Source organism: Neisseria subflava, assembly GCF_003044645.1.
Classification (GTDB): Bacteria; Pseudomonadota; Gammaproteobacteria; order Burkholderiales; family Neisseriaceae; genus Neisseria; species Neisseria subflava_B.
This window is the reverse complement of record NZ_POXL01000012.1, coordinates 1-18289: the sequence shown is the minus strand read 5'-3', so window position 1 is coordinate 18289 and position 18289 is coordinate 1. Positions and strand designations below refer to the sequence as shown.

Below are 18289 nucleotides of genomic sequence, written 5' to 3'. Positions count from 1 at the left end.
GACGACTACGTCGCCATGTTGTTCATGCTGTTCGAAGGCATACCAGATGCCTTCTTCTTCACACAGACGGTTGATAAAGTCGAAGTCGCTTTCGAGATACTGGGTCACATACTCGCGTACGCTGTAGCTGCGGCTCTTTTGGAAACGGTAGTCGACACCGGAGAAACCGTGGTGTTTGAAGACGGCGGCAACGATGTCGGGAACGGTTTGGTGTTGGAACAGCCGGGAAGTTTGGAAATGTTTTAAAGCCGCGAAACGCGGCTCTAAAACAAAGCGGTAAACGGTTTCATCCTTGGATACGGACAACTTCTCGCATGAGGTGATAATGCCCTGCCATTGCTTTGCCGGCGGGTCGTCTGAAGCAGACCCGAATACCCCGGCCACTTCCGACAGTAAGCCTTCCTGCGGACGAATCTCAAACGCTGCGCGCTGGTTGAGGTAGGAAGAGAGAGGTAGCGAGGAATCGGCCGAGGTGGCGGTAATTTCGACACGGTAGGCGGTATTGACCGCTTCAGATGCGCTGAAGGAGCAGACTGAAAGTGAAGGAGAGAAACGGGCGAAGGTGAGGTGGTAGGATTGGCGGGCGGTCATAAGGGTAATATCCGACTGACGATGAACACTGTATGGTAACGGGGATAATGCCGCTGGTAAAGCGAATGGGATGAATGGAAAAAAGTCTGCCCGAACGGTTGAAATAAGGGATAAAGAGTCATTTTACCCCGCCCTATTCCACCATTCAGGGAAAAAGTGGTAAATTAAGCAGTCACATTTCTCTTAAAACCATTGATTTTATACTAAAAATTGGAGTACTATGAGCACACTCTCTAGAGTATCATTAATTCTCATTTAACATATAGGAACAATAAGCGGAATTTGTAGAAGAATAGGGAAAAGGAAATTAATTTATATTATGTTAAATTCATATACCTAATATTTTAGTCTATTAATATCTGTTTCTCCTAGTTATAACAATTACTTACACAAAAAGGCCATCTGAAATGTTTCAGACGGTCTTTTATTTATATCTCCCAGTCTTTTCTCAGCAAATCCTTTATTGTTAGCAATTACCTACTCCGACTTTAATAAAGGGAAAATGGGCAATCTACTCAATCCGGTTATGCCGCACCAACGCTATACGTTTCGCCCTTGCTGTCCGCTTGGCCGACAATGGTAGCAACGGCAGCGGCCAAGCCGTTGCGCGTCATGTATTTTTGTGGAATTTCTTGGACATTTTGTGTCAAGGTGTAGGAATTATCTTCGCCATCGGCAAGGCCGCAGGGGCGCAAGATAGTCCAATTCAAACAACTTTGTTTGAGATAGATTTCAGCTTCTGTTTTGGCACGGACGGCTTCGCCGAGTGCCTGTTTGAACGGCTCGCTCATCATGTCCCATTGTTCACCGCAGCCCATGCTGGTAATCAGTACAAAGCGGGCTTGCGGATTGGCGGCTTTCGTAGCGGCAATGATGTTGATATTGCCCAGCGCATCGCTGCGGATGCCCTCTTCGTTTTTGCCGCCGACAAAACTGATCACGGTATCGGGACGGTATTGCGCCAACGCTTTATCGAGCGCATCGGCATCAAGCGCATCGGCGACGACGGTTTGAATATTGTGTTCGGCAAAAAAGCTGTCTTCAGACGGCCTTCTCAATACGGCGACGGTATCGGCTGAGTCAGTCAATGTGCGGATATAGGCGCGGCCGGACGGGCCGTTGGCGCCGAAGATGAGTTGCATGTTTGGGGTCCTTTGTATGGTAGATGTTTGTTGTTAGAAAATCCGCTCCTCTATTCAACAAGGAACGGATTTTCAGGCTGTCTGAAACTGTTTAAGCGGCATCAAACAGTTTGCGCATGGCTTCGATTTGATGTTGTTTCAACTCGCCTGCTTCATCGCGTCCGACGAAAATTTTAAACATGGCGCTGCCGTTGCGGTTGATAAAGTTGAGCGAGCAAGTGGCTTTACCCATGAACGGACGTTCCAAAAGGTAGATGGAGGCGCAGTTTTCATAGTAGATGTGGCCGTGTACGCCGCCGTCGGTTTCGGGATGGTCAAAGTTGTAGAAACCGCGGCCGACTTTGCCGTTTGGCAGTTTGCCGCTGACTTCGACGATGGCATCGGGGGTATGGGCGATAAAGGTAACGGATTCATCCCATGCGGCGATGGCTTGGAGAATTTCGACAATGCGGCTGCCTTCGGTTTGGCGCACGTTCTCTTCAGGCAGGCAGCGGATAACGTCTTCAAAACTGCATTGGTTTTGCGCGGCCAGCATTTCCAGTACTTGGCCGGGATTTTTTTCTAATGATTGGCGCAACATGGTTTGTTGTTCAGCTGAAAGTTTTTGCATGGTTTGATCCTTTTCTTGAGTCGGAAGAGTGAGCATGAGTTTGCGGATAAGGGTGGGCGACCAATAACGGCCGCTGGTATTCAAACGGATCAGGCCGTCTGAATCGGGTTCTTTAAAAAGCTGCATTTCCTGCCATTGAGCAATCAGCTTTTGCGCTGCTTTGTTGCCGTCGAACAATGATGGATTCAGACGGCCTGTTTCAATATCGTGTTGGACTTTACTGAGCAGTGCTTTATTTGGACTATGGCCGCTCATAAATGCGATGTTTTTCTCGCCTTTCGGCGTAGCAAGATAACTCTCCAAATCGCCCTGCACCTGATAGCTGAAACCGCCGAAGTTACCGCCTGCGCCGGAGCCGAACGCCAAACAGGGAATATCAGATTTGATCAGGGTATTGTAGCGGTTGCGCTCGCCGCGGCCGGGATAGGCGAAGTGGCTGTTGCTGACCTGTTCCCAGCCTTTTTCCAGCAGCGTTTCAACCGTGTAGGCATATTGGTCTGCCTGAATATCAAAGCCCGGCGGTGTCGGAAATGCGCCTTTTTCAATCATGCGATTGATGGGCAGCATGGGATAAAGGTTGAACGCGTACGTATCCAAACCGGACAGCGGCAACTCGGCGGCGCGGGCAATATCGTTTTGCCAAACTTCATCGGTTTGATTGGGCAGGCCAAACATCAAATCAGCGACAATCACGGCATCGAGTTCGCACAATTTTGCCAAATATTCAAACGCCTCGTCGCCACTGTGTTTGCGGCCGAGACGGCGGCGGATGGCGGTATTGAAGGTTTGCACGCCGATGGAAATGCGGTTGGCCCCTGCTTCGAGACAGGCCTGTGCTTTTTCCAAATCGAAATGGCTCATGCGCCCTTCGATGGTGAACTCGCAGTCTTCGGCAAGCGGCAGATATTGGTAGCAGGCACGAATCAGGCGGACGAGGTCTTCCGTAAGCAACGCGGTCGGCGTACCGCCCCCGAAATAAACGGCTCGGATTTTGCCCTTGCCTGTACGGACTTCGGCTTCAGCGGCCATTTCTTCGATAATTTTGTCGGTGTACACGCTGCTTTGGCTGTCCTTCCACGCATTACGGTAGAAGCCGCAAAAAACGCAATGGTTGGCGCAAAATGGAATATGCAGATAAGCAAGCGCGTCCACATCGGTGGCATGGGGAAGCTTTTTCTTCCAAATGTTCTGCCACTGGGGACGCGGCATTGGAACACCGCCCCAAACGGGCATCAATGCCTGACGTTCGGGAAATGCCTTGGGCGCGGATTGTTTCGGAGTCCAAACAAGCTGCTGTACCATGATAATGATTAATAAAAATTATTAATAAGATTGATATATTAAATAACTATCATCATTTTCTTGTCAATATTTTTACGTAATTAAAAATCAGTATTATTTTAAAATATTGTATTCTATAAATAATAAAATGTATTTCTATTTGATGGAAATCGGCATTTTACTTGTGAAATGCGCAAAATTTGGTTCTTCAAGTTGGGAACATCCTCCCATCTCGTTTTATTTTTGAACGATAAAATAAATTTTCTTTATCGTTTTTCAGACGGTCTGTTGGCGCTCAGCTTCTGAAATAAAACCCTGCCTCATCTTCGCAACGGCGTATCTGCCAACCGTAAACCGATTCAAGCAAATCAGGGCGCATCACTTCACCCACCTTGCCTGATGCAACGACTTTTCCCTTATTCATCAAAATAATATGTTCCGCATAACGCGCAGCGAGGTTCAAATCGTGCAATACCATTATTGATGAGGCACGGTTTGAATGCCCGACCAAATACTGCATCAGGCGGTGTTGGTGGCGAATATCGAGATGGTTGCACGGTTCGTCCAAAAGCAAGACCGGCGCGTTTTGCAACAGGGCGCGGATGATGTTGGCGCGTTGTTGCTCGCCACCTGAAAGCTTGCCGATGCGCTTATCCGCCAATGCCGTCAAATCAAAATAATCGAGCAACTCGTCCGCCCATTCATGGTTCAGACGGCCTTTTTGTACGAATGACGCCAACGCAATGTATTCACGTACAGTCATCGGCATGTTGTAACGGCCATGCTGCCCGACCCATGCCACCCTGCCCGCGCGGATTTGCGGCGTAACAGCCTCACCGAAAAGCGTGATTCCCCCCTGCCCTGTTTGCCCGATTAGGGCACGCAACAAAGTAGATTTGCCCGCACCATTCGGGCCGATAATGACGGTCATGCTCGAAGGTATATCCAGTTGATCAATTTCAAGCAGGGTTTTGTCTTGGACGCGGACGGAAAGATTACAGATTTGAAATAAGGTGTGCATGGCAAAAGATATGGGGCAATAAAGTTTCAGACGGCCTGTTTAGGTATCAACGGCTTTTCAAAGGCTTGATAAACAAATACATAAAAAATGGTCCGCCCAATAAGGCAATCACGATACCGACCGGCAGATCGACAGGGTATGTCAGCCAGCGCGCCGCTCCGTCCACCACCATCAAAAACACTGCGCCCAACCAAGCCGACAGCGCAATCAGTTTGCGGCGACTGCCGCCGACGGTTTGCGCCAGCACATTGGGGATCATCATGCCGAGAAAACCGATGATGCCCGAAAGCGACACCGCCGCCCCTGTCATCAATGCCGCGCCGATTACGGTTTGCACACGCAATGTCCCAACTGATACACCCATACTGGCAGCCGTGTCTTCCCCCGTCATCAAAACATCCAGCCGCCTGCCTGCCGACAGCAAAATCAGAAAACCGGGCAACATGACCGCAATTGCCGCGACAGGCGATGAGAAACCGGCTTCGGCAAGGCTGCCCGACAGCCATGTGGTCGCGCTGCGCAATACTAAATCATCAGATAAAAACAAAATCATGCTGACCACCGCGCCCGAAAACGCGCTCAACACAAACCCCAACACCAGCAATCCCAAAGTACCGCCGCCGAGCAGTTTGTGCACCGCCAAAATCAGCAGGCACACACCCAATGCACCGAGAAAAGCCGCCGCCGGCACACCCATCGCGCCGCCGTCCAAAGCCAATAACACAATCACGCCCAAGGCCGCCCCGCCCGATGTCCCGATCAAACTCGGATCGGCCAGCGGGTTCTCAAATAAAGCCTGCAATGCCGCACCCGAAGCGGACAAACCGGCTCCGACCAAAAGCGCGGTATAGATGCGCGGTAAACGAATTTGGCGGACGGTTTCATCCATCGCCAACGGCGACTCCCACGCACCAAAACCGATGCCGCAGCACAAATAAACAGCGGTGGCAGTAAGCAGCAGGCAGAGGGTAAGGGTATGCGGTTTCATGACATCATGCGATTCAAGCGGATTGAAGGACAGTTTCAGACGGCATTTTTAAGACAGCCGTTTTGCCTCCTCAACAAGAAGGAACAAATCGAGGCCGTCTGAAAACAAAAATCGGGCAGGCTTTTCAAATCAGGCGCGTTTATTTCGCCAAACCGTGCAAACGCTGAATCACTTGCGGCGTATCCAGCCCGTAACGGAACATATCGTTGGCCTTCCACAAATAAATTTTGCCGTTTTTCGCGGCAGGCGAGCCGGCGATTTCGGGACGTGCGGCAAAGGTTTTGACGTTGCCTATCATGGCAGTGTTGTGGTCAGCAATAATGATGATGTCGGGTTTGGCCGCAATCCATGCCTCACGCGTCATCGGTTTGAGGCCGTCAATGGCGGCTGCGGCATTGATACCGCCGGCACGGCGGATGATTTCGTCGGCGGCGGTATTCTTGCCCGATACGATGCGCCCGTCGTAGCTGAAGAGGTAGCGTTTGCCGCTGGAAGGCTGCTGTTTCATATCCGCCTGCCATTTACTGGCCAACTTGTCCGCCTGCGCGCTTTTGCCGATAAGCTGACCGATGTTGCGGATACTTTGCGGATAAGCGGCTATGCTGTCATCAGGTGCAACATTAACGGCTTTAATGCCTGCTTTTTGCAGGTGGGCAAAAATATCGGCAGGCTGCGCCATCCATGAACCGATGGCGATGTCGGGTTTGGCGGCCACAATCGGTTCAACCGTCAGGCGGCGATGAATGCCGATACTGGGCTTGTTTTTCAACGCCGGATTTTGAACGGTCTGATCGCGGCCGACGATTTCGTCCAATGCGCCGAGCGCGGCAACGATGTCTGCCGTATCGGGAGTTAATACGACGATGCGTTGCGCGTGTGCAGTACAGGCCAACGAAATAAACGCGGAAAGCAGGAGGAGTTTGAGTTTCATTGTTTTTCCTTGTCGTATGCTTTCAGACGGCCTGCTCGCTTTCTCAGGCCGTCTGAAAACGGTTGAATCACATTAGAACTTCAGTTGTACGGTTGCGGCGAAATTACGGCCGGTTTCGGTGTACAAGTCCATCACACTGGTACGGCTCATGCCGGCAACGTCGGCGTGCTGCCAGTATTTTTTGTTGCCGACGTTGTAAATGTTTGCGCCGATTTCGAGGTTTTTAAACGGTTTGTACCACGCACCGACATCCCATACGCCATAACCCGGCGCTTGGAAAACAGTGTCGCTGCTGACGCGGCTGTGTTTTTTCGACCAACGCAGCTTGGTACCGACACCCCATTTTTCCTGCGTGTAATCCAAACCCAAAACGCCGTTAAGCGGATAAGCGGAATCCAACGGTTTGCCGTCCTGCTGCTCACCGCGCATCCAAGCAATGCTGCCGGAGACTTGCCAGCCCGGCAGGAATTTGTAGGCGGCGGAAGCTTCAGCACCGTAGGTTTTGACCCTATCCAGGTTTTGATATTGGTACTGGATAATCGGGCGACCGTCTATGAAGGTAGTGCCGACTTCGGTGCGGTCGATGAAGTTTCGATAACGGTTGTAGAACGCGGTAACTTGCGCACGGGTGCGTTCGTTTTTGAACTTCATCCCCAATTCAAAGCTGTTGGAGCGTTCGGATTTGAGGTTGGCATTGGGAATGACCGCATAGCCGTAGGTCGTATTGGCAAACGCCATGGTTGCACTGTCAAACGGCGGCGTACGGAAGCCTTGGGAATAAGTAGCGAAACCGGTGAACTGCTCACCCATCGGCACACTCAGGCGCAGGCTGGGTGTGAGCGCGGAATCGTTGAAGCGCGTCGCCGTTCCGCTGGGATTGGCGTTGAGATAGGCTTGATCGGTCGACGTGTTCAGCTTGTCTTTTTCGTAACGCAAGGCCGGGGTCAGGACGATGCCGTCGCCGAAGGTCAGGCTGTCTTGTGCGTAAACGCTGAACGTTTTGCGCTTGCTGTCGGGGAAAGTTTTATTCGGATAGGTGCTGCCTGCATAAACTTTACTGACAGCGCCGGTCAGATTGTCCACTGTCAGGCTGTCGCGCGGACGGGCGGTCTCGGTGTGTTTGTATTCTGCGCCGGCAACGACGGTTTGTTTGACCGCGCCGTCAAATTCCCACACGCCACGCCCATTCAGCCCGCGTATGGTCTGATTGAAACCGTAGTCGGAATAACGGGTCGAGTTACCTAATTGGCGCGCGCCCATACGCGTAATGCTCGCATCGACGGCATCGTCTTCCGTACGCAGTTTTTGCTGATAGGCAGTCAGGTTGGCTTCTTTCAGACGGCCTTCGCCAGTGTAGCGGTAGCCTGCTTCGATACGTTGACGGCGGATACGGTCGCGGGCATTGCTCTCAGATGTTGTGATGGTTACCGGCCCGCGCGATTGCGAACCCAAGCCGTTTGCCAATACGGTATCGTTGGCGTGGTAATACTGTTCGTACAAAGTTTCCAAGCGGTGGCGTTCGTTGCCGATATTACCTTTCGCCAAGATATTGTAGGCATTGTTTTTCTGAGGGTTGGTGGCGGTGCGCGAAGTTGAGTAGCTGGTATCGCTGCCCATGCTTTCGGTTTCATGACCTTGGCGTCGCGTCAGCATCAGCAGACCTTCGGCATTTTCATGGAAACCTGCCACAGTCGCAGTAACTCCATGGCTGCGGTAGCGGCTGCGGTAGCCGTGTTTCAAACCGAAATGCCCGCGTTTGCCTTCATCGACGAAATCACTCGGAGAAAGCGTCACCATATTCACCACGCCGCCGAGCGCGTCGCTGCCATACAGCGCGGAATAAGGGCCTTTGACAATATCGACCTGCTTGAGCGTGTCGCTTTCGACCATATCACGTCCCGAAATCGCGCCGTTGGAGCCGCCGCCTGCATAAGATTCGGGAATGCGCACGCCGTCCACCATCATCAGAATGCGGTTGCCGTCTATGCCTCGGATATTGATACCGGCATGACCGCGGCGGTTGTTGTCTGACGGCACGCTGACGCCGGATTCATACATCACGATATCGTCTAAATTCTGTGCCGAGGCTTGATTCAAGGTTTTGCGTCCGATAACCGACACATTCGGCGCGGCTTTATCCAAGGTTTGCGCATTGCGATCGGCCGTGACCACCACAGGCTCTATTTCCGCCTGAACCACCGGCATCTGAGCCGCATATAACTGTCCGGAAAAAACCGCCCCTACTACACAGGCAATCGCTTTCTTTTTCATTACACAACCTTATTATTTTAATAAAAATGATTTGTATTTATAAAACAAACAGACGGTTTTTGCAAGTTTAGATACCACAAGATAGCACTAAAAACCACTTCAAAAACGCAAAATATAGTATGACGTAGCTGGATAAATAATTCATGGATCAGAGGCAAAGTGCCCGACCGCGTCGGCATAGAAAACAGACCTGCCGTTGTCGACCAAAAATCCCGCATCGGCGATTAGGAGGCCGACCCCATCATCGACAATGATCGAGAAGTACATCGCAGAGAAAAAACATTTAGCCACGAAACGCCAAGTGTTTTATTCTCGAATCTGTTCCAACCACCGGTACCCGAATGTTGCTTTTGAAATCCGAATCCAAGCCTGTCTGAAATTTTCAAACAAGTTTTTATTTGTTCCTCTTATCCCTCACCCTTCTATTTACCTCAAACTCAAAAAACATTTCCATATTATTAAAAATTAGTTAGAATTTCACAAAATTATAAATAATAATCAAACTTATTTGTATTATTTTAGTCAGAGTGTAATCGCATCTATTCGGTCTGTCTCATTCAAACGGCCCTACCAATCAAGTTATATGGATACATTCTATGCAACCGACCAAAGTCACCATCCTCTCCGCCTGTATCGCCGCCATTGGTTTCGTCCCTGCCGTTTATGCTGCAGATAATTCGACAGTTATTCTCGATACCATCACGGTCAAAGGCACACGCAATAAAGACGAAATCGGTAAAAACCGAGTTTATGCTCGCGAAATCGTCAATCTTTACAAAGGCAAAAACGAAGTCGAAACCTTCAAGGGCAACACTGTATCCGACCTTTTAAGCGGTATGTCCGGCGTGTACAGCGGCGACGCGCGAAACAGCGGCGCGCTGGATCCCAATATACGCGGCGTGCAGGGGCAGGGACGGATTCCCGTTACCATCGACGGCACGGAGCAGGCGATTACCGTCTGGCGCGGCTACGCAGGCGCAAATAACCGCAACTACGTCGACCCCAACATCATCAGCAGCGTTTCCATCGAAAAAGGCCCCTCGTTCAGCCGCGATATGAAAAGCGGCATAGGCGGCTCCGTCGCCTTGAAAACCATCGATGCCGACGATATTGTCCCCGAAGGGCAGAAATACGGATTTGAAGTGAAGGCGGAGGCTTCCAACAATTCCATCAAAAGGCGTGAGAATGCTTATGAACATTCAGTCGATTATCGAACCTTGCCTGTTCCCGCAGTAGCAACGGGCGGTATTTGGCGTTCGTTTTTTGACGATACCGACCGAATCGACCAGCGTTTCAACGGACGCAATAAATTTGGGGAGGATAAAGCCTACCGCATTGCCGCTGCCACCAAGCAGGACAATTTCGATGCCATGCTCGCCTATGCCTACCGCAGTAAAGGCAATTATTTTTCCGGCAAAAAAGGGGCGGAACGTTACGGCTATATCGGTCCTTGGACACAAGAAACTTTAGACGAATTAAAACGTCGTCAAGAAGAAGCCGCTGCCAAGGGCGAAAAATTTTACGGCAGTGAAAACATGCTGGGCGCACCCGATATTTCAAAAATCGGACTTTTTTATCATCCGGGCGGAGAAGTCAGCAATACCTCACTCGAAACCAAATCATGGGTAGGTAAAACCACCTTCCGTCTGCCGAACCGCCAAACGCTCAAATTCGGTCTGCGCCATACCGATTCCACGTTCGGCGAAATCATGCCTTCGCGCATTATCGGCCCCATCAGTTGGGATGCGTCCGTCCTCAACAAAATTGCCGAATGGCCGCAGGCATGGGTAAAACAGCGTTCCTACAATATCGACTATTCGTGGAAGCCCGAGGGCAGCCGTTGGATAGATTTCGATGCCACGCTTTGGACAACGCGCACCAATTCCAAAACCAATACCGCAGGCGGCTCGCCCGGCGATACCGTTTATGAGGACAACAAATTTCAAATAGCATGGGACGAATACGACAGATGGCAGAAATACCCCCCCGCAGAGCGGCAGGAATTGCTGGATGCAGGCTTTGAAGCCCCCAAACCGCCCAAACCCGAAACGCCCAATACCAACGGACGCTTCAACACTATTGAAGGCAACGCCTATTACGCCCGTAACAACCGTACAGGTTTTCAATTCTCCAACCGTATGAAATTGAGCGACAAACTGTCGCTGACCTTGATGGGCGATTTTCAAAATGAAAAACTGACGTCGCGCAATGATTTTTCAGACGAGCTGGAGCGGGGAGGATACGACAAATATCGGGAAGAACTCGAAAACAGCACCATCAGGGCAAATTATGAATTGAACCAATACGGTGTACCTCGAAACGGCAAGCGGCGTGAATACAATCTGGGCTTCAATTTCCGCTACGAACCCTTCCGCTGGCTGACGTTGACGGCAGGCGGGCGATATACCAATTTTCAGCTTCAGGATAAAAGCAAACGTTTGGAAAGCGGTAAGAACAAATATGGTCGCCCGCTGGAAATGAACAGGGGGATAAAATATTCGATCGGCAGGGTTGCCACGCCGCAAGAATACGCGGATTACAAGGCAATTGACGATGCTTTGGCGAATGGCAGTCTTGATTATGCTTTATATATGGCGGACGAATATTCAGAACAAAGAAAAAAACATGAACAAATTAGCCTGACTTCGTTTCAAGTCAATTCACAATTTATTCCGACTTTGACAGTTGATCGCGAAACATGGGTCAATCCTAATGAAAAGGTGGATTTCTATTGGTTGAAAGACGATAAAGGCCGTCTGAATATGCAGGATCATCCCCTTACCAATGGCAGCATTCCTGATTTGCACACCAAAGTCGCCAATCCTGTATATGACCCGTCTATTCCAGACAGTCCGCAATTTGTACCTAAATACTACGAAGCCAGTGCAAGTGTTTACACAACGCCAATGACCGAAGCCGAAAGACAGAGGGCAATGAAGCAGAAAGGCAGCGGTTGGGTACCCGCATTTTCTGCCACTGTCAATTTTACTGATTACAGCCGCGCCTATCTGCGCTATACCGAAACCCTGCGCTACCCCAGCATTTTTGAAGGGACTTATGGCTTTTCTACCGCCGCCGGCTCATTCAACCGCATGGGCTATGGCTGGCGGCCCGAACACGCCAAAAACTGGGAAGTCGGCTACATCCATGATTTGACGGGGCTGTTACCGAAAATGAAAAAAGCGGATTTCCGCGTCAATTACTTCCATAACAAGACCGAAAACGTTATCGATAGGGACAGCAATCTCGAATTCGAACAATTCGACAGACAAATCCGCAGTGGTGTCGAGCTGTCCACCCGCTTCGATACCGGACGCGTCTTTGGCAGCCTGAACGTATTCCGCAGCCTGAAAAACAAAATGTGCGACGAAAATTTCCCTTGGACATCCGCAACAGAGGGCATGGTTGATTCAAGCTATTTTGTGAAAAACGGTAAGACTATGAACCGTCCTGTCTGCAACCACGGCGGCTTGACCGATTCGGGCTATCTGGCAAGCGCACTTCAACCACGCTGGTCAATTGATGCCGAATTGGGCAGACGTTTCCTTGCCAACAAACTAGAAACAGGCGTGCGCCTCCATTACCACAGCCGCGTCTATGAAAACCGCAACGATGCTTGGCAGCCATTCTACGATGTGCGCAATAAATATCTGAATGACAATATGAAGCCCCAGCATAACGATATGCGCTGGCAGCCTGTTGCGGTATGGGATGCTTACCTGCGCTACAAAATCGGCAAAAACCTGACTGCCGAGCTTGTTGGCAGCAACCTGACCAACCGCTACTACCTCGACCCGATGAGCCGCTCCTATCTGCCCGCACCGGGTAGGACAATACGCATTGGGATAACTGGAAAATGGTAATGATCAATTAATCATTTTGGGAGTAAAAAGCCGTCTGAACATTGGGTTTCAGACGGCTTTTTACATGATGGCTTAGTGATGCCCTACTCTTTCATGTTATATGAAGGTTGAAGCTAACCTGCATAATTTTTATATCTTCTGCTTTGGAATAAAAAAGGCTGTTTGAAAATGAAACGTCTATATTTCAGACGGCCTTTGCTTTATAGCAAACTCGAAATTTAAGCCACGAAATCCAAACCTATATCCAACGAATGGCTGCTGTGGGTCAGATAGCCGAGGGCGATGCCGTCCACGCCGGTTTGTGCCACACGTTTCAGACGGTCGAAGCCGATGCCGCCCGATGCTTCGCAATAGACGGTGTGGGGATGGGCGGTTTGCGTGTGGCAGCGGTTTGCCGCTTCTTTCAAGGTTTCGTCGTCCATGTTGTCCAGCAAAATCCGTTCCGCACCCGCCGCGATGGCTTCGTCCAGTTGTGCCAATGTGTCCACTTCGATTTCCACGCAGGTCAACGGTCCGACTGCCTGCTTTGCCTGCCGTACGGCTTGGGCGATACTGCCGCAGTAGGCAAGATGGTTGTCTTTGATGAGGATGGCGTCGTCCAAGCCCATGCGGTGGTTTACGCCGCCACCTGCTCTGACGGCGTATTTTTGCAGGACGCGCAACAGGGGGATGGTTTTGCGGCTGCACACGATGTCTGTACCGTATTCGGCGACTTCGGCAACGGCACGCGCGGTGGCGGTGGCGATGCCGCTTAAGTGCGTGAGGTAGTTGAGCGCGGTGCGTTCAGCGGCGAGCAGCGCGCGGGCGTTGCCTTCGACGACGGCCAGCGTCTGACCTGCGCGGACGGCTTGCCCGTCTTGGATTTCGGCTTGGAAGCGGACGGACGAATCCATCGTCTGAAAGGCAAGACGCGCCAAGTCCATGCCGGCGATGACGCCATCTTTGCGGCTGACGAGGAAAAGTTTGGCGGTTTTATCGGGGGCGATGACGACGGCGGATGTAATGTCGCCGCGCCTGCCTAAATCTTCGCTCAAGGCTTGTTCGACCATGGGGCGCAACAGGGTATCGGGGAGAGGAAGAAGATTGTTTTCAGACGACATGAAGGTTCCTTTGTTGAAAAATATTGATATTTGCCTGATGGGACAAAATTTAATTTGAGGCCGTCTGAAAATCAGTTAGCGACTGCCCAGCGGCAGTCCGATATCAGAAATCAGCTGATCAGGCAGGACATCGTCGCGGAATCGGTAAAGCTGTGCGGGACGGCCTTTGCTGCCTGATACGCCGGTATCCGACGGCTCGATGAGGTTTTGCTGCTGAATCTGGCGGCGGAAGTTTTGCTTATGCAACAATCTGCCGCTGATGGCTTCGACGCTGTTTTGCAGTTGCAGCAGTGTAAATTCGGGCGGCATCATTTCAAAAATCACGGGACGGTATTTGATTTTGGCGCGTAGGCGGGATAAGGCTGTCGCCAGTACGCGACGGTGGTCATGGCGCATGGGCTGCCCCGTGAGCGCGAAGTCGAAGTTTTCCTGAAGCTCGGTGGCTTCCGCTATCAGGCCGCTTTCATACAGCATTTCATAGCGTTGCAAAACGTATTCTTCCGACCAGTTTTCAGGTTCTACACCCCAGCACAAATGAATGCGCTTGAGCCGCTTCTGTCGCACTTCTTCCGTATCCGCCGAGTTTGCCCAAATGCGCAGGCGGCTGACGATGGTATCGCGCTGTCCTCCATCGGTACGCAAATCTTCCCACGGAAAATAACAGTAGCAGTCCTGCCATTTTGCGTCGGGGTGCAGGATGCTGTCGGCTGCCTCGCGCACCAGCCCCAGATAGCTGACGTACAAGACAGGCATGCCTTGCTCGTTTTGGCGGCGTGTATCGACAAAGGTATAAAGTTGTTCTACATAGCCCATAGGCTGCGATGTCTGCTTGGCGACCCACATTCTGACCCCTGCCTGCAAGGAGTGGCGAAACGGTGCAAGCAGGCCGTTGGGTAGCAGCGAGCCTTGTGCAACAGTCAAAACCCTCAAGCTGCTGTTTGTAATGGCGATCAGTACAGGAACAAGCTCGACGATACTTTGCGTATTGGCTGCTGTTTCAGGATAGGCATCCATGCGTGGCTTTCATTCAAGAGAAAACCTTATTGTAAACCAAAGCGGTTTTCAGACGACCTTGCTTATTATACTCAAATTGAGCATAATATAAAAACTATTTCCAAACATAGACGGCAAACCTTTATGCCGTCTGAAAAACCAGCCATAAGGAAGCCCCATGCAAACCGCCGCCCGCCGCTCGTTCGATTACGATATGCCCCTCATCCAAACGCCGACTTCCGCCTGCCAAATCCGTCAGGCGTGGGCAAAGGTTGCCGACACGCCCGACCGCGAGACGGCAGGCCGTCTGAAAGATGAAATCAAGGCTTTGCTGAAGGAGAAAAACGCGGTCTTGGTGGCGCATTATTATGTTGATCCGCTGATTCAGGATTTGGCTTTGGAGACGGGCGGATGCGTGGGCGATTCGCTGGAAATGGCACGCTTCGGCGCGGAACATGAAGCTGACACATTGGTGGTGGCGGGCGTGCGCTTCATGGGAGAAAGCGCGAAAATCCTCTGCCCTGAAAAAACAGTGCTGATGCCTGATTTGGAAGCGGAATGTTCTTTGGATTTGGGTTGTCCCGAAGAAGCGTTTTCAGCGTTTTGCGACCAACACCCCGACCGTACGGTGGTGGTGTACGCCAACACTTCCGCTGCCGTGAAAGCGCGTGCCGATTGGGTGGTAACGTCTTCGGTGGCATTAGAAATCGTGTCGTATCTGAAATCGCGCGGCGAGAAGCTGATTTGGGGGCCCGACCGCCATCTCGGCGACTACATCCGCCGCGAAACGGGTGCGGATATGCTGTTGTGGCAGGGTTCGTGCATCGTCCATAACGAATTCAAAGGGCAGGAACTGGCGGCATTAAAGGCGGAACACCCCGATGCAGTGGTGCTGGTTCATCCCGAATCGCCGCAAAGCGTCATCGAACTGGGCGACGTGGTCGGCTCGACCAGCAAGCTGCTGAAAGCCGCCGTATCGCGCCCTGAAAAAAAATTCATCGTGGCGACCGATTTGGGCATCCTGCACGAAATGCAAAAGCAGGCACCCGACAAAGAATTTATCGCCGCCCCGACGGCGGGCAACGGCGGAAGCTGCAAAAGCTGCGCGTTCTGCCCGTGGATGGCGATGAATTCGCTGGGCGGCATCAAATACGCCCTGACAAGCGGACGCAACGAAATCCTGTTGGACAGAAAGCTGGGCGAAGCCGCCAAACTGCCTTTGCAGCGTATGCTCGACTTCGCGGCAGGGCTGAAGAAAAAAGATGTGTTCAACGGCATGGGCCCCGCCTGATTTGCCGTCCATATTATAGTGGATTAAATTTAAATCAGGACAAGGCGACGAAGCCGCAGACAGTACAGATAGTACGGAACCGATTCACTTGGTGCTTCAGCACCTTAGAGAATCGTTCTCTTTGAGCTAAGGCGAGGCAACGCCGTACTGGTTTAAATTTAATCCACTATACCGTTTCAGACGACCTCTCAAACAAGGACAACACCATGCAAACCGATTGCGACGTATTGATTGCCGGAAACGGGCTGGCGGCACTGACGCTCGCCCTGTCGCTGCCTGAATCGTTCCGCATCGTCATTTTATGCAAAAACCGGCTGGACGACACCGCCAGCCGTCATGCGCAAGGCGGGATTGCGGCGGCGTGGTCGGGAGAGGACGACATCGAAAAACACGTTGCCGATACTTTGGAAGCGGGCGCAGGTTTGTGCGACGAAGCCGCCGTCCGTACCATCTTATCGCAGGGCAAACCGGCAATCGAATGGCTGCTGGTGCAGGGGGTGGCGTTCGACCAAAATAATAACGACCTGCACCTGACGCGCGAAGGCGGGCATACCTGCCGCCGAATCGCCCACGTCGCCGACTACACGGGCGAAGCAGTCATGCAAAGCCTAATTGCCCAAATACGCCGCCGCCCGAACATCCGCGTTTACGAGCAGCAGATGGCGTTGGACATCCAAACCGAATCAGGTGCGGCGTGCGGACTGACCGTCCTCGACTGCCGAACGCGAGAAACCCACCGCATCCGCGCCCACCATACCGTACTCGCGGGCGGCGGCTTGGGGCAGATTTACGCCGCCACCACCACGCCGCCCGAATGCACGGGTGACGCCATCGCCATGGCGATACGCGCAGGCTGCGCAGTCGAAAACCTCGAATTTATCCAATTCCACCCCACAGGCTTGGCAAGGCCGTCTGAAAACGGCCGCACCTTCCTGATTTCCGAAGCCGTGCGCGGCGAAGGCGGCATTCTGACCAACCAATCGGGCGAACGGTTTATGTCGCATTACGACCGCCGCGCCGAACTTGCGCCGCGCGACATCGTTGCCCGCGCCATCACCGCCGAAATCGCCAAACAAACGCAAGACTTCGTCTCACTCGACATCAGCCATCAAACCGCAGAGTTCGTCCGTCAGCATTTCCCGTCCATCCATCGGTACTGCCTGTCCCAATGCGGCTTGGACATCACGCGCCAAGCCATCCCCGTCCGCCCCGTGCAACACTATACCTGCGGCGGCATCCAAACCGACCCCTGCGGCAGAACCTCCCTGCCGCAGCTCTACGCCTTAGGCGAAACCGCCTGCACCGGCTTGCACGGAGCCAACCGCCTCGCCAGCAACTCCCTACTCGAATGCGTCGTTACCGCCAGACTTGCCGCCCAAACCATCGCGGACGGACAAGCGTTCCAAACCGTACCGTCCAAAAGGTCGTCTGAAAAACCCACCGCCGAAGCAGGCATCTTTGCAGACGACCTTCAAAACACCTTCAGCCGTCCCGTCCTGCAAGCGTTCAACCAATGCCATCTCGGCATCCTCCGCAACGATACCGGCCTGAGCCGCGCCATCGCCCAACTGCGGCTTTGGAAGCAAAACCAAGCCGAACCGCACACTGCGTCCGAATACGAAAACCGCAACCTGCTCGAATGCAGCCTCGCTGTCGCCCAAGCCGCATACGCTAGACGACAAAACATCGGCGCGCATTTTAATAGCGATTGTTAAGGCTGATAGTGAAAACTTTTCTCCAATAAATAACGTCATTGACTGAAAAAGAAAAGGTTCACACATGATTAAGGAAAGATTGAAAAAAAGTAGGAAAAACGGTGGAAACTAAAATGCAGGGATTGACAGTAGTTATAAGTGATAATAACTAATGGGGCTGACGTAGATTAGCGGTTATGCTAGGCTACGAAAATGCAGATAACCAATTGTAAATTAAGCAAGAGAGTTCAAAAGAAACTACTTGAATTTTTTGTACTCCAAGTTACCGCCCGTTCCGCTGCCGATATTTTGGGCATTCAGCCCAACTCCGCTATTCTGTTCTACCGCAAAATTCGTATGGTTATCAGCCATTATCTGGCCTTGGTTGCCGATGAGGTTTTTGAGGGCCCTGTCGAGTTGGACGAAAGCTATTTCAGCGGACGGCGTAAAGGCAGACGTGGTCGCGGCGCAGCAGGAAAAGTGGTTGTCTTTGGTATTCTGAAACGCAACGGA

Annotated in this window: 12 protein-coding genes and 1 pseudogene; 4 read left to right on the top strand and 9 right to left on the bottom strand. The window is 51.8% G+C overall.

The features are described from left to right. The 7 genes from vgrG to DBY97_RS11115 all read right to left on the bottom strand — a co-directional run. A partial coding sequence (gene vgrG, locus DBY97_RS11145; RefSeq protein WP_159069495.1) for a type VI secretion system tip protein VgrG occupies positions 1-591 on the bottom strand: 591 nt, incomplete at its 3' end. A 524-nt stretch (positions 592-1115) separates the two neighbouring features. Next, positions 1116-1733, bottom strand: coding sequence for an NAD(P)H-binding protein (locus tag DBY97_RS11140; protein WP_107858371.1), 618 nt, complete (start codon positions 1731-1733; stop codon positions 1116-1118). A gap of 91 nt (positions 1734-1824) precedes the next feature. Next, positions 1825-3645: a heme anaerobic degradation radical SAM methyltransferase ChuW/HutW gene (gene hutW / locus DBY97_RS11135; protein ID WP_107858370.1), complete on the bottom strand. Its 1821-nt coding sequence runs from the start codon at positions 3643-3645 to the stop codon at positions 1825-1827. A gap of 274 nt (positions 3646-3919) precedes the next feature. Further along, positions 3920-4645, bottom strand: a complete 726-nt coding sequence (locus DBY97_RS11130; protein ID WP_107858369.1) for an ABC transporter ATP-binding protein — start codon at positions 4643-4645, stop codon at positions 3920-3922. Positions 4646-4691: 46 nt separating this feature from the next. After that, positions 4692-5633, bottom strand: coding sequence for a FecCD family ABC transporter permease (locus tag DBY97_RS11125; RefSeq protein WP_107858368.1), 942 nt, complete (start codon positions 5631-5633; stop codon positions 4692-4694). A 139-nt stretch (positions 5634-5772) separates the two neighbouring features. Then, positions 5773-6564 carry a heme/hemin ABC transporter substrate-binding protein gene (locus tag DBY97_RS11120; RefSeq protein WP_107858367.1) on the bottom strand — a complete coding sequence of 264 codons (792 nt, stop codon included), beginning with the start codon at positions 6562-6564 and terminating at the stop codon, positions 5773-5775. A 72-nt stretch (positions 6565-6636) separates the two neighbouring features. Next, a complete protein-coding gene (locus DBY97_RS11115) occupies positions 6637-8835 on the bottom strand; it encodes a TonB-dependent hemoglobin/transferrin/lactoferrin family receptor (protein ID WP_107858366.1) in 2199 nt (732 codons plus the stop codon). Positions 8836-9431: 596 nt separating this feature from the next. Here DBY97_RS11115 and DBY97_RS11105 point away from each other — a divergent pair. Then, positions 9432-12698: a TonB-dependent receptor domain-containing protein gene (locus DBY97_RS11105; RefSeq protein WP_107858365.1), complete on the top strand. Its 3267-nt coding sequence runs from the start codon at positions 9432-9434 to the stop codon at positions 12696-12698. Positions 12699-12916: 218 nt separating this feature from the next. On the opposite strand, the gene nadC is transcribed toward DBY97_RS11105, so the two are convergent. Together nadC and DBY97_RS11095 are read right to left on the bottom strand one after the other, a co-directional pair. After that, complete coding sequence (gene nadC / locus DBY97_RS11100) at positions 12917-13798, bottom strand: carboxylating nicotinate-nucleotide diphosphorylase (protein ID WP_107858364.1); 882 nt, start codon at positions 13796-13798, stop codon at positions 12917-12919. Positions 13799-13873: 75 nt separating this feature from the next. Continuing rightward, positions 13874-14812 (bottom strand): NUDIX hydrolase, encoded by a 939-nt coding sequence (locus DBY97_RS11095; RefSeq protein ID WP_107858363.1) that lies wholly within the window; start codon positions 14810-14812, stop codon positions 13874-13876. 157 nt (positions 14813-14969) lie between these two features. Between DBY97_RS11095 and nadA the strand changes: the two genes are divergently transcribed. The 3 genes and pseudogenes from nadA to DBY97_RS11070 all read left to right on the top strand — a co-directional run. Then, on the top strand, positions 14970-16082 hold the full coding sequence (gene nadA / locus DBY97_RS11085) for a quinolinate synthase NadA (RefSeq protein WP_036470003.1): 1113 nt from the start codon (positions 14970-14972) through the stop codon (positions 16080-16082). A 206-nt stretch (positions 16083-16288) separates the two neighbouring features. Next, positions 16289-17797: an L-aspartate oxidase gene (gene nadB, locus DBY97_RS11075; RefSeq protein ID WP_107858362.1), complete on the top strand. Its 1509-nt coding sequence runs from the start codon at positions 16289-16291 to the stop codon at positions 17795-17797. A gap of 192 nt (positions 17798-17989) precedes the next feature. Then, a pseudogene (locus DBY97_RS11070) lies at positions 17990-18289 on the top strand (IS1595 family transposase); the annotation flags it as partial.

Excerpts from the sequence above, each read along its gene's own strand:
- DBY97_RS11140 (WP_107858371.1), bottom strand. The coding sequence starts at position 1,733 with ATGCAACTCATCTTCGGCGCCAACGGCCCGTCCGGCCGCGCCTATATC.
- hutW (WP_107858370.1), bottom strand. The coding sequence starts at position 3,645 with ATGGTACAGCAGCTTGTTTGGACTCCGAAACAATCCGCGCCCAAGGCA.
- DBY97_RS11130 (WP_107858369.1), bottom strand. The coding sequence starts at position 4,645 with ATGCACACCTTATTTCAAATCTGTAATCTTTCCGTCCGCGTCCAAGAC.
- DBY97_RS11125 (WP_107858368.1), bottom strand. The coding sequence starts at position 5,633 with ATGAAACCGCATACCCTTACCCTCTGCCTGCTGCTTACTGCCACCGCT.
- DBY97_RS11120 (WP_107858367.1), bottom strand. The coding sequence starts at position 6,564 with ATGAAACTCAAACTCCTCCTGCTTTCCGCGTTTATTTCGTTGGCCTGT.
- DBY97_RS11115 (WP_107858366.1), bottom strand. The coding sequence starts at position 8,835 with ATGAAAAAGAAAGCGATTGCCTGTGTAGTAGGGGCGGTTTTTTCCGGA.
- DBY97_RS11105 (WP_107858365.1), top strand. The coding sequence starts at position 9,432 with ATGCAACCGACCAAAGTCACCATCCTCTCCGCCTGTATCGCCGCCATT.
- nadC (WP_107858364.1), bottom strand. The coding sequence starts at position 13,798 with ATGTCGTCTGAAAACAATCTTCTTCCTCTCCCCGATACCCTGTTGCGC.
- DBY97_RS11095 (WP_107858363.1), bottom strand. The coding sequence starts at position 14,812 with ATGGATGCCTATCCTGAAACAGCAGCCAATACGCAAAGTATCGTCGAG.
- nadA (WP_036470003.1), top strand. The coding sequence starts at position 14,970 with ATGCAAACCGCCGCCCGCCGCTCGTTCGATTACGATATGCCCCTCATC.
- nadB (WP_107858362.1), top strand. The coding sequence starts at position 16,289 with ATGCAAACCGATTGCGACGTATTGATTGCCGGAAACGGGCTGGCGGCA.